General features: G+C 58.1%; 10 protein-coding genes. 5 read left to right on the plus strand and 5 right to left on the minus strand.

All coding sequences use genetic code 11. The features are described 5' to 3' along the window. Nucleotides 1-5: 5 nt before the first annotated feature. Nucleotides 6-2,843, minus strand: a complete 2,838-nt coding sequence (glnE, locus tag PGS10_RS07580) for a bifunctional [glutamate--ammonia ligase]-adenylyl-L-tyrosine phosphorylase/[glutamate--ammonia-ligase] adenylyltransferase (protein ID WP_316422726.1) — start codon at nt 2,841-2,843, stop codon at nt 6-8. 21 nt (nt 2,844-2,864) lie between these two features. Beyond that, on the minus strand, nt 2,865-4,160 hold the full coding sequence (locus PGS10_RS07585) for an inorganic triphosphatase (protein WP_316422674.1): 1,296 nt from the start codon (nt 4,158-4,160) through the stop codon (nt 2,865-2,867). 212 nt (nt 4,161-4,372) lie between these two features. Here PGS10_RS07585 and PGS10_RS07590 point away from each other — a divergent pair, with 212 nt between their 5' ends. Then, complete coding sequence (locus tag PGS10_RS07590; RefSeq protein ID WP_015369636.1) at nt 4,373-4,993, plus strand: TIGR04211 family SH3 domain-containing protein; 621 nt, start codon at nt 4,373-4,375, stop codon at nt 4,991-4,993. A 61-nt stretch (nt 4,994-5,054) separates the two neighbouring features. Then, nucleotides 5,055-6,296, plus strand: a complete 1,242-nt coding sequence (locus PGS10_RS07595; RefSeq protein WP_047043059.1) for a multifunctional CCA addition/repair protein — start codon at nt 5,055-5,057, stop codon at nt 6,294-6,296. A gap of 11 nt (nt 6,297-6,307) precedes the next feature. On the opposite strand, the gene bacA is transcribed toward PGS10_RS07595, so the two are convergent. Next, nucleotides 6,308-7,129, minus strand: a complete 822-nt coding sequence (gene bacA / locus PGS10_RS07600) for an undecaprenyl-diphosphate phosphatase (protein WP_045392213.1) — start codon at nt 7,127-7,129, stop codon at nt 6,308-6,310. A gap of 69 nt (nt 7,130-7,198) precedes the next feature. Then, nucleotides 7,199-7,582: a bifunctional dihydroneopterin aldolase/7,8-dihydroneopterin epimerase gene (folB, locus tag PGS10_RS07605; RefSeq protein ID WP_047043062.1), complete on the minus strand. Its 384-nt coding sequence runs from the start codon at nt 7,580-7,582 to the stop codon at nt 7,199-7,201. A 233-nt stretch (nt 7,583-7,815) separates the two neighbouring features. Here folB and plsY point away from each other — a divergent pair, with 233 nt between their 5' ends. Both plsY and PGS10_RS07615 read left to right on the plus strand, forming a co-directional pair. Further along, nucleotides 7,816-8,436 carry a glycerol-3-phosphate 1-O-acyltransferase PlsY gene (plsY, locus tag PGS10_RS07610; RefSeq protein ID WP_015703522.1) on the plus strand — a complete coding sequence of 207 codons (621 nt, stop codon included), beginning with the start codon at nt 7,816-7,818 and terminating at the stop codon, nt 8,434-8,436. A gap of 213 nt (nt 8,437-8,649) precedes the next feature. Continuing rightward, nucleotides 8,650-10,119 (plus strand): MFS transporter, encoded by a 1,470-nt coding sequence (locus PGS10_RS07615; RefSeq protein WP_047043064.1) that lies wholly within the window; start codon nt 8,650-8,652, stop codon nt 10,117-10,119. A gap of 86 nt (nt 10,120-10,205) precedes the next feature. On the opposite strand, the gene tsaD is transcribed toward PGS10_RS07615, so the two are convergent. Then, on the minus strand, nt 10,206-11,219 hold the full coding sequence (gene tsaD, locus PGS10_RS07620; RefSeq protein ID WP_032712539.1) for a tRNA (adenosine(37)-N6)-threonylcarbamoyltransferase complex transferase subunit TsaD: 1,014 nt from the start codon (nt 11,217-11,219) through the stop codon (nt 10,206-10,208). A gap of 238 nt (nt 11,220-11,457) precedes the next feature. On the opposite strand from tsaD, the gene rpsU reads away from it, so the two are divergent. Continuing rightward, on the plus strand, nt 11,458-11,673 hold the full coding sequence (gene rpsU, locus PGS10_RS07625; protein ID WP_001144069.1) for a 30S ribosomal protein S21: 216 nt from the start codon (nt 11,458-11,460) through the stop codon (nt 11,671-11,673). The last annotated feature ends 7 nt before the right edge of the window (nt 11,674-11,680 follow it).

Below are 11,680 nucleotides of genomic sequence, written 5' to 3' on the forward strand. Positions count from 1 at the left end.
GTTAGTTAAGCCATCAACCACTTCTGCCAGCTGGCGCTCACCTGCTGGCGTTCGCCGTCGAAAGCATCCAGCGCAACGTTGCCCGGCTGCTCCTGCAGCGCCAGGTGGTGCAACGCATCGCGTAGCGTGGTGTAAGCATGGGTAAGCGCCCGCGCCTCTTCTTCATCCATGATGTCGTTCTGCGCCAGCAGTTCCAGAATACGCACATTATCGGACCAGCGCGTCAGCTTTGGCTTTTCATGCGCATAGCGCAGCACCAGATATTGGGTAATAAATTCAATATCGGTGATACCGCCGGCATCGGCTTTGATATCAAAGCGATCGCGCTGCTTATTGCCGAGATGGGCGCGCATCTTTTCCCGCATCTCACGTACTTCGGTTTGCAGCGTCGCGCCTTCACGCGGAGTGGTCAGGATATCGCGGCGGATCGCATCGAAGCGCGCCTGCAGCGCCGGGTCGCCATACACCACCCGGGCGCGAACCAGCGCCTGATGCTCCCAGGTCCAGGCTTCATTGCGCTGATAATCGGCGAAGGCGTCGGCGGTAGTCACCAGCATGCCCGCCGCGCCGGATGGACGTAAGCGAGCGTCCACTTCATACAAGATGCCCGACGAGGTGCGGGTGCTGAAAAGATGCATGATCCGCTGTGCAAGGCGCAGATAAAACTGGCGACCATCGATTTCCCGCTCGCCGTCGGTCATCACCTCCATCGGACAGTCGTGGAGGAAGACCAGATCGAGATCGGAACTATAACCCAGCTCCCAACCGCCAAGTTTACCGTAACCCACTACCGCAAAACCGCGTCCCTGACGGTCGCGCAGATGAGTCGGCTGGCCGTAGCGGGCGACCATCTGTAGCCACGCCTGCTGTACCACCGCGTCGATCATCGCCTCCGCCAGCCAGGTTAAGTGATCGCTCACTTTCATCACCGGTAGCGTACCGGCAATATCGGCGGCGGCGATGTGCAGCAATTGCGCCTGTTTAAACTGGCGTAGCGCTTCCAGCTGCTGTTCTTCGTCTTCTTCCGGCACGCGCAGCAAATACTGGCGCAGCTCGTCGCGGTACGCATCGGTCGCCGTCGGTTGATAAAGCGTGTTCGGATCCAGCAGTTCGTCCAGCAGCAGCGGGTGGCGCGCCAGCTGGCTGGCGACCATCGGCGAAGCGGCGCACAGGCTAATCAGGTGTTTTAGCGCGCCGGGGAATTCGCTGAGCAGCTCCAGATAGGTGGTACGGGTGACGATACCGGTCAGCAGCGGGGTGATCCGCGCCAGCGGTAGCGGCGCATCCGCCCGTGAGCAGACCTCGCTAAGCAAATGCGGCATCAGCTGGTCGAGCACCTGCCGCCCGCGCGGGCCGATGGTGCGCCGGTCGAGCTCTTTGCGAAAATCGGCGATCAGCGCCAGCACGCTGCGCCGGTCGTTGTCGTCGAGGTGCGCCAGCGCCGGCGTTGTGTCGTCTTCTTCCAGCGCGTCCTGCCACAGTTCGCGCCAGTACTCTTCCAGCTGTTCATCCGGCGATTGCGCTTCATCATCGCCAATCAGTTCGTTAAAGACGCGACGCACGCGGCGCATCTGCTCTTCCAGCTGTGCGCTGAGCGTCTGCCAGTCGGCGACGCGCATCCCCCACGCCAGACGCGCGCGGTTGAGTTCATCCTGCGGCAGGGTTTGGGTTTGCTCGTCGTTAATGCTCTGCAGCAGGTTTTCGAGACGACGCAGGAACAGGTAGGCTTCACGCAGCTGGGCGGCATCGCCTTCCGGCAACAAATGCAGCTCGTCAATCGCCGCCAGCGTCGGCAACAGCGCACGCTGCTGCAAGGCCGGTTCGCGACCGCCACGGATCAGCTGGAAAACCTGAACGATAAACTCTATTTCGCGAATGCCGCCCGCGCCAAGCTTGATATTGTCTGTCAGGCCGCGGCGGCGCACTTCACGGGCGATCATCCCTTTCATGTTACGCTGGGACTGAATGACGCTGAAATCGATGTAGCGGCGGAAGACGAACGGGCGCAGCATGGCGCGCAGTTCGTTGGCGTACACGCCGTCGTTATCGCCCATGATCCTCGCTTTCACCATCGCGTAGCGCTCCCAGTCGCGCCCCTGCTCCTGGTAATAGTCTTCCAGCGCCGCAAAGCTCAACACCAGCGGGCCGCTGTCGCCAAACGGACGCAGACGCATATCCACGCGATAGACGAAACCATCCTGCGTCGGCTGATCGAGTACTTTGATTAACCGCTGGCCCAGACGGGTAAAGAACTGACCGTTATCCAGCTCGCGGCGTCCGCCCTGGGTGGCGCCGTGTTCCGGCCAGGCGAAAATGAGATCGATATCGGAAGAGAAGTTAAGTTCGCCGCCGCCCAGTTTCCCCATGCCCAGAATCAATAGCGGCTGCGCTTCGCCCTGCGCATTGCACGGCGTCCCCCACTCCCGGCAGCAGGCGGCGTACAGCCAGTCGCGGGCGGCGACGATTAAAGTCTCCGCCAGGGCGCTGAGCTGCTGCAAACTGCTCTCTTCGCTCACCAGCAGCAGCGCCTGCGCCCAGGCGATACGCACCATTATCCGGCGGCGGAACTGGCGTAGCTCGCGCATCAGCGCGGCCTCGTCAGTCACCTCTTGTAACTGTTCCGCCAGCCAGTCGTCGTAATGGCGCCATTCGTCGGCCTGCGGCGGCGCGCTTTCCAGTTCAGCCAGCCACTGCGGCTGAGCGACCAGACTCTGTTCAACGAACTCGCTGAATGTCATCACCGACTGCGCCTGCGAACTTAACGTTTGCAGGGGAAAATCTGCCGGAAGCCGGTTTACAACCGTCTGCCAGTGCTGCTGTAACTGCGAAGAAAGCGCCATTATAGGGGTCTCCCTGGCCTGAAATTATCGTTTTCCACTATGCAGCCAGAATGGTTCCGCGGCCAGCGCCTGACGACGGAAATATTCGATGACGCTGCGGTCATTGTTCTCGATAGCGCGGCGCACCTCTTGCCAGTTTTCCAGCCAGCTCTCGGCGACCTCGGCATAGGCGCTGGATAGCAATTGAACGGTGTCGATCTCGCGCGCCAGACGCGTGAGCCGATCGCTATAGTCGTCCTGCGTCTGCTGGAAGTTGCTTTTCAGCTCCGCCGCCGCTCGCGACAGCTGGATATCGGCAAAGCGTTTGAACGAACCGGCGATTTTCTTTTGCCCCGCGTCGTTGAGGAACGAACGCCAACCGCGGGTAACCAGCCACTCGGTCAGCAGCAGTTTGGCGCCAACCGTGGCGCGGTTGAACAACGCCGCTTCGGCTTTTTCCGCTCCGTCCAGCGCCGCTTCGGCCTCAGTGAGCAATTCACGTAACTGCACGGTGGCTTTTCGCGGCACAATGCCGCCAAACAGCACCAGCGCATGGCGCACGCGGGCCATCGCCCGCTGGATTTCACCTTTAGCGGCCGCGTTGCCCCGGTTCCAGACTTCATCATGATAGAGCCAGTGCGCCAGCGCGCTTTCCAGCGCCGCTTCCAGCCCCTGCTCGACGCTGGCTTTCGCCGCCACGCGCACGACCGTTAACGGTTTAACCGGGCGCGCTTCGTTGCCCTGCGCCAGCTGATAGCCGCGCGCCGCTTTGCTCAGGCTGCCCTGGCGCAGCACGCCGGTTGCCAGTAAACGATGCGCCAGCGCCAGAATGTCCGCGGTATCGCCGCTCAACAGCTCAAGCTCCAGTTCGCAAATGGCTTCCTGATGCTCACCGGCTTTGACGTCGCCAAGGTCGAGGGCTATCTCAATCTGACTGTCGCCCTCTTTCACCACCCATTTTTCACGGAGGAAATCAGTGCTGAACAGCGGCTGCACATTTTGCGCCAGTTCTGCCGGCAACTGCCCCTGCGGCCAGATTTCAGCCGGCAGTTTATCCAGCGCCAGCTCTGCTTTTTCCAGCGGGATATTGTATTCCGGACGCTGATGCAGGCCGCCCACCACCCGACCGGCAATTTTCAGCGTCATTTCATAGCGCTCCCGATCGCCGCGGATCCGCAGCCCCATGTCGTGCCGGCGCAGCCAGTTATCGGCGGTTTCGTAGTAAATATTCAGCAGTTGGCCTGCCGGCGTGTGCTGCGCATCCAGCGAATTGAGATGCTGGCGCAGCGCCTCAACGCCGTCGAGGGCAACGATAAACTTCAGTTCGATTTCTTGAGCCATGGCTGAATTCTTCCACCTGATAAGCGTCGCCGGGAAAATGCGGCGAACTAATGACGATATTTTTTGTCAGTAAATAGTATTTTGCGGCGAATCGCCATGCAATGCGCATTTGCCAGCTGCATTTGGATGATTCCGATTGTGGCGGAAAACTTTGCGTCGCTCTGGCGATGCCACTACTATCGTTCAACTTTTTATGACCAAACGATGACCTGATGCCAAAATTACGCCTTATTACCTTTACATTGCTAGCGCTTAGCGCCGCTACGGCGGTTCACGCAGAAGAAAAGCGCTACGTTTCCGATGAGCTGAGCACCTGGGTTCGCAGCGGTCCTGGCGATAACTATCGTCTGGTCGGCACCATTAACGCCGGCGAGGCCGTCGACGTTCTGCAAACCAACGACAGCACGAATTACGCACAGGTACGCGATAGCAACGGCCGTACCGCCTGGATCCCGCTGAAAGAGCTGAGCAACGAGCCCAGCCTGCGCATTCGCGTGCCGGATCTAGAAAATCAGGTCAAAACCCTGACCGACAAGCTGAACAACATTGACGCCACCTGGAATCAGCGTACCGCCGACATGCAGAAAAAAGTCGCCGGTAGCGATGGCGCGATCAACGCCCTGAAAGAAGAGAACCAAAAGCTGAAAAACGAGCTGGTTGTCGCTCAGAAGAAGGTGAACGCGGCGAATCTGCAGCTTGATGATAAACAGCGCACCATTATCATGCAGTGGTTTATGTACGGCGGCGGCGTGCTTGGCGTCGGTCTGATCCTTGGTCTGGTGCTGCCGCATCTGGTACCGAGCCGCAAACGTAAAGACCGGTGGATGAACTAATTCGTCTTCTCTGCCAGACTTACGTATCATCTTGCGAAAAGTCGATGCGGGAGAAAGAGGCGTGAAGATTTATTTGGTCGGTGGTGCAGTACGAGATGCGTTATTAGGACTACCGGTCAAAGACAGAGACTGGGTGGTGGTTGGCGCCACGCCCCAGCAGTTGCTCGACGCGGGCTACCAGCAGGTAGGCCGCGATTTTCCCGTGTTCCTTCACCCGCAAAGCCGTGAAGAGTATGCGCTCGCGCGTACCGAACGTAAATCCGGCTCCGGCTATACCGGTTTCACCTGTTATGCCGCCGCTGACGTCACCCTTGAGCAAGATCTACTGCGCCGCGATCTCACCATCAACGCGCTGGCTCAGGACTCTGACGGTCAGATTTACGACCCCTACGGCGGCCTGGCCGATTTGCGTCAGCGCCTGCTGCGCCACGTCTCCCCGGCTTTTAGCGAAGATCCGCTACGCGTACTGCGCGTCGCGCGTTTTGCCGCGCGCTATGCCCATCTCGGTTTTCGCATTGCCGATGAAACCATGGCGCTGATGCGTACGATGGCCGACGCCGGCGAACTGGCGCATCTGACGGCGGAGCGGGTATGGAAAGAGACGGAAAACGCGCTTGGCACGCGTAATCCACAGGTCTTTTTCCAGACCCTGCGCGACTGCCACGCGCTGAAGGTGCTGTTCCCGGAAATCGACGCCCTGTATGGCGTCCCCGCGCCCGCCAAATGGCATCCGGAAATCGATACCGGTGTTCACACCCTGATGACGCTCACCATGGCGGCGATGCTATCGCCGGCCATCGACGTCCGCTTCGCCACCCTGTGCCACGATCTTGGCAAAGGCTTAACGCCCAAAGAGTTCTGGCCGCGCCACCACGGCCACGGCCCGGCGGGGGTGAAGCTGGTGGAACAGATTTGCCAGCGCCTGCGGGTACCGAACGATATCCGCGATCTGGCCAGACTGGTCGCCGAATTCCACGATCTGATCCACACCCTGCCGATCCTGCAGCCAAAAACTATCGTGAAGCTGTTTGATAGCATCGATGCCTGGCGCAAGCCGCAGCGCGTGCAGCAAATCGCCCTCACCAGCGAGGCAGACGTGCGCGGACGCACCGGTTTTGAATCCTGCGATTATCCGCAGGGGCGCCTGCTGCTTGAAGCCTGGGAAGTGGCGCAGTCGGTTTCCACTAAAGAAGTGGTAGCGGAAGGTTTCAAAGGACCGGAGATTCGCGAAGAGCTGACGCGGCGCAGAATTATTGCCGTGACGCGGTGGAAAGAACAACGGTGCCCCCAGCCGCAAGGCTGAGGGCCAGGGCCTTAGAAGAAGACCACGTAGACGGCTGCCGCGACGATAAAGCGGTAGATTGCAAATGGGATAAACGAAATACGTTTAATCAGCTGCAGGAAGGTTTTAATCGCGATCAGCGCCACGATGAACGCCATGATAAAACCGACGGCAAACATCGGGATATCGCTGGAGTTGAGAAAGCCGATGCTCTTGTAAACGTCCAGCACGGTGGCGCCCATCATCATCGGTACCGCCAGCAGGAATGAGAACTCGGATGCCGCATAGCGGCTAACGCCCATCAGCATGCCGCCGGAAATAGTCGCCCCGGAGCGTGAGAAGCCAGGCCACAGCGCCAGACACTGGAAGCAACCGATGGCAAACGCCTGACCATAGGTCATGTCGTCAAGACCCAACGCGCGCGGCTCTTTCGGTTTGAATAGCTCCGCCGCGATCAGCAGGAAGCCGCCGACAATCAGCGCGTACATCACGTTAACCGGGTTAAACAGCGATTTAATCAGGTCATGAAACACCAGCCCCAGCGCCACCGCCGGGATCATGCCTAACAGGATATGAATCAGCGACAAGCGCCCCTGGCTTACGCCCTCATGCTGCAGAGGACGGCCAAAATGAATGCCGATCAGGCCAAACAGTCGACGCCAGAACACCACGACGACGGCGAGTATAGAACCCAGTTGAATCACGACTTCAAAAGTATTGGCGGTATCCCCTTCAAAACCAAGGAGATGGCCAACGATAATCATATGTCCCGTACTGGAAACCGGTAAAAACTCCGTCAACCCTTCAACCACACCCAAAATTGCCGCTATCAGCAGCGAGTGTAAATCGCCCATTCAATAAACCCTTAAAATAAAAAGTAAAATTAAAATCCAGGCACTAAGACCGGTATAAAACAAATTTGTTTAAACATTATGACGAGAAACGTTTTGTTTCAGATTACTGCCACGTTCAATGATTACGCCGACGTTGGCCGCACGGGCCACCGCGCCAGGCTTGCTGACTTTAATCCGCACCCACGGAGAATTGAATTTTTGCAGCAGCAGCTCGGCTATCTCTTCGGCCACCCTTTCGACCAGCGCAAAACGCCCGCCCTCGACGTGTTTAATAACCAGTTCGCTGATATCAGCATAGCTCAGACAATCGCTGACATCGTCGCTGGCTGCCGCTTTGCGGTTATCCCACGCCATTTCGATATCGAACACTAACTTCTGTTCGATGGTCTGTTCCCAGTCGTAAACACCGATAGTGGTGATTACCGAAAGTTGCTCTATAAATACAATATCCATCACGACCTGCCTGCTTTTTGGCTAAACCGGATACCACTTCCGGCGAATTATGCGTATTATCCACAGATGCAAAGACATCCCCTAAAGAATTCACGTGCCCTGACAGCGGCGACGCAGCAAGATTTCGGGAACATAGCAGCATCACTATGTAACCTATCGCGCAAAGAAAGCCAACAAGCTGTTAACACGAAAATGGGTGGGGTCCTAACGACGTTTTCAAAATGGAACAGCTGATGAGTGCAATCGCGCCTGGACTGGTTATCCTCGCCTACCTCTGCGGCTCAATTTCCAGCGCCATTCTGGTATGCCGTCTTGCTGGTTTGCCCGACCCTCGCGATAGCGGTTCCGGCAACCCAGGGGCGACGAACGTACTCCGAATTGGCGGCAAGGGAGCAGCCGTAACGGTATTAATTTTTGATGTCCTGAAAGGGATGCTGCCGGTATGGGGCGCCTGGGCTCTCGGTCTGACGCCGTTCTGGCTCGGGCTGGTGGCGATCGCCGCCTGCGTAGGCCATATCTGGCCGGTGTTCTTTAATTTCCGCGGCGGCAAAGGCGTGGCAACCGCATTTGGCGCTATCGCTCCCATCGGCTGGGATCTCACCGGCGTGATGGCCGGCACCTGGCTGCTAACTATTCTGCTCAGCGGGTATTCATCGCTGGGCGCTATCGTCAGCGCGCTGGTAGCCCCTTTCTACGTCTGGTGGTTCAAGCCGCAGTACACCTTTCCGGTCTCGATGCTCTCCTGCCTGATCCTGCTGCGCCATCACGACAACATCCAGCGCCTGTGGCGCCGTCAGGAAACGAAAATCTGGTCACGATTCAAAAAGAAGAAAAAAACGCCAGAGCAGAAATAATCTCCGCGCCCGGCCGCCTGTGCCGGGCTTCTTTGCCCCCACAAACACATTCTATTTCCCACTTTTTTAGCCAATCATAGCGGCAAAAGAGAAAACCAAAGATAATCCTTTCACTACAATGACTTAGTTATGAGTTATAACCAAAAGTGATTTTTTCGTCCCCGCGTCGCTGTTTACTCTGAAGCTCTTTATAAGAGAAAAAAGCACAACACCATGACTGATGTAATTAACGCGACGCCCGCGGCAAGCTCTGCGTCGCCCGGCGGGGAAGTAAAATGGATCGGCAGCGCGGCGGACGTCTCGCGCCTCATTAATGAAGGCAGCAGCGGGCGCAATAACGCGCGTATCGTCATGGGTATCGCCCTCGGCGGTATTTTTCTTGATGCCTACGATCTCGGCTCACTGGCCTTCGGGCTGAAAGATATCACCCGGGAATTCAACCTGACGCCTGCCGGTACCGGGATGGTCGCCTCAGCCATCACCTTCGGCGCTATCGTTGGCGCGTTGCTCGGCGGTTACTTGACGGACAAAATTGGCCGCTATCGCGTGTTTATGGCGGATATGCTGTTCTTCGTGGTAGCGGCAATCGCCTGCGCGCTGGCGCCGAATGAATACGTTCTTACCGGCGCGCGCTTCGTGATGGGTCTCGGCGTCGGGATCGACCTGCCGGTGGCGATGGCGTTCCTCAGCGAATTCGCGAGGCTCAAAGGCCCCGGCAACAAAGCGGCCAGCGTGGCGATGTGGTGCCCGACGTGGTACGCGGCAATTAGCATTTCCTATCTGCTGGTACTCTTTTTTTATGCCGTTTTGCCAGAAAGCCACAGCGACTGGCTATGGAGAATCATCCTTGGCTTCGGCGCGATCCCGGCGCTGGTGATTATCGCTATCCGCAGCCGCTACATGAGCGAATCGCCGGTGTGGGCCGCCAACCAGGGTAACCTGCGTGAAGCGGCCTCCATCCTACGCCAGGCTTACAACATCAATGCACACGTTGCCCAGGACGCGCTGGAAAAACCGGCGCCCAAAGTCCGTAGCGCCCAATGGAGTAACTATCTGCGCCTGTTCCGCGGCGTCTACCTGCGCCGCACGACGCTCGCCACTCTGCTGTCGGTGGTTTCCTCGTTTGCCTATAACGCCGTCGCGTTTGGTCTGCCGGTGATCATCTCCAGCTTCTTCGTACAGTCGATGCTGACGACGATTTTGATTTCGCTGGCGCTGAATTTGCTGTTCGCTTTCGTGGGAGGAATGCTGGCGGTACGGCTGGTACCGCGCTTCGGGGCCTGGCGGATGTCGCTGGCGGGTTATGGCAGCCAGTTGACGGCGCTGCTCGGCCTGGCGCTGATTGGCCGCCCTGATGGCGCAGGCGAAGGCGTCGCTGCCGTGGCGATGCTGGCGCTGTTCCTTTTCGGCCAGGGATTCGGCCCCGGCGCGCACACTATGACCTTCGCCTCGTTAAGCTATCCGACATCGCTGCGCGGCGTTGGCGTCGGACTCAACCAGACGCTTATGCGCGGCAGCTCGACGCTTTCTTTATTCCTCTTCCCGCTGCTGGTCGCCGCGCTGGATACCCGCGTTTTCTGGATCATCGCCGCGGCGCCGCTGATTGGGCTGTTGTCGCTGCTGGCGATACGCTGGGAGCCGTCGGGCTACGACATCGACGCCGAGGATTATCAGCAGCCTTAATCCACGCGTAAAAAAGCCGCCTCGATGGGCGGCTTCAGACTGCTGACAAAGAAGGAAAAAGCGTGGTTTTTCCTTCTTTGTGGTTATCAGGCGGCCGGCAGTTCCGCCAACGGCCAGCGCGGCCGCACGGTAACGCCGAGTCCGGCATTGGCGCCGCCCTGCAGGCGGACCATCCCGGCGTAAGCGATCATCGCGCCGTTATCGGTACAGAACTCAGGACGGGCATAAAACACTTCGCCGCCGCGTTTGCTCATCATTTCCGCCAGCTTCGCGCGCAGCGTACGGTTAGCGCTTACGCCCCCCGCCATCACCAGACGCTTAAAGCCGGTTTGCTCCAGCGCGCGGCGGCATTTAATCATCAGCGTATCGACAACCGCGTCTTCAAATGCGCGGGCGATATCGGCACGGGTTTGCTCATCGTCGCCGTTGTTACGAATGGTATTGGCGGCGAAGGTTTTCAGGCCGGAGAAGCTGAAATCGAGCCCCGGACGATCGGTCATCGGCCGCGGGAAGACGAAGCGGCCTTCGGTGCCCTGAGACGCCATTTTCGATAGCATCGGCCCGCCGGGATAATCCAGCCCCAACAGTTTCGCTGTCTTATCAAAGGCTTCGCCAGCGGCATCGTCGATTGACTCGCCCAGCAGTTCATACTGACCAATGCCGGTGACGCTAATCAGCTGGGTGTGACCGCCGGAAACCAGCAGAGCGACGAACGGGAACGCCGGCGGATTATCTTCCAGCATCGGCGCCAGCAGGTGCCCTTCCATATGGTGTACCGGGATCGCCGGCACGTTCCAGGCGAACGCCAGCGAGCGGCCAACGGTCGCGCCGACCAGCAGCGCGCCCACCAGGCCAGGGCCTGCCGTATAAGCAACGGCATCAATATCTTTCGCCGTCAGGCCCGCTTCTTTGAGCGCCGCCTGGATCAGCGGAACGGTTTTACGCACGTGGTCGCGCGACGCCAGTTCAGGCACCACGCCGCCGTAGTCAGCATGTAATTTCACCTGACTATACAGCTGGTTGGCTAACAGACCTTGTTTATCGTCGTAAATAGCGATGCCGGTTTCATCGCAGGATGTTTCAATTCCCAGTACACGCATGAGTTGTTTTACCTCGTTTCAATACCGCGCAGTGTAGGACCAATGACCGGCGATGTAAAACTTTGCTCACCCCTGGTGTTCTCTTCGTGTATACTCCTCACCCTTATAAAAGTCCCCTTTCAAAAAAGGCGCCGGTGCTTTACAAAGCAGCAGTAGTTGCAGTAAAATTCCGCACCATTTTGAAATAAGCTGGCATTGCGGCCAGCGGCAAACCGAATTAATCAAAGGTGAGAGGCACATGCCGGTAATTAAAGTACGTGAAAACGAGCCGTTCGACGTAGCTCTGCGTCGCTTCAAGCGTTCCTGCGAAAAAGCAGGTGTTCTGGCGGAAGTTCGTCGTCGTGAGTTCTATGAAAAACCGACTACCGAACGTAAGCGCGCTAAAGCTTCTGCAGTGAAACGTCACGCGAAGAAACTGGCTCGCGAAAACGCACGCCGCACTCGTCTGTACTAATCTGTTG

This window comes from Klebsiella sp. 141153 (assembly GCF_032601995.1).
Taxonomy (GTDB): domain Bacteria; phylum Pseudomonadota; class Gammaproteobacteria; order Enterobacterales; family Enterobacteriaceae; genus Klebsiella; species Klebsiella aerogenes.

Excerpts from the sequence above, each read along its gene's own strand:
- PGS10_RS07585 (WP_316422674.1), bottom strand. The coding sequence starts at position 4,160 with ATGGCTCAAGAAATCGAACTGAAGTTTATCGTTGCCCTCGACGGCGTT.
- PGS10_RS07590 (WP_015369636.1), top strand. The coding sequence starts at position 4,373 with ATGCCAAAATTACGCCTTATTACCTTTACATTGCTAGCGCTTAGCGCC.
- bacA (WP_045392213.1), bottom strand. The coding sequence starts at position 7,129 with ATGGGCGATTTACACTCGCTGCTGATAGCGGCAATTTTGGGTGTGGTT.
- folB (WP_047043062.1), bottom strand. The coding sequence starts at position 7,582 with ATGGATATTGTATTTATAGAGCAACTTTCGGTAATCACCACTATCGGT.
- plsY (WP_015703522.1), top strand. The coding sequence starts at position 7,816 with ATGAGTGCAATCGCGCCTGGACTGGTTATCCTCGCCTACCTCTGCGGC.
- PGS10_RS07615 (WP_047043064.1), top strand. The coding sequence starts at position 8,650 with ATGACTGATGTAATTAACGCGACGCCCGCGGCAAGCTCTGCGTCGCCC.
- tsaD (WP_032712539.1), bottom strand. The coding sequence starts at position 11,219 with ATGCGTGTACTGGGAATTGAAACATCCTGCGATGAAACCGGCATCGCT.
- rpsU (WP_001144069.1), top strand. The coding sequence starts at position 11,458 with ATGCCGGTAATTAAAGTACGTGAAAACGAGCCGTTCGACGTAGCTCTG.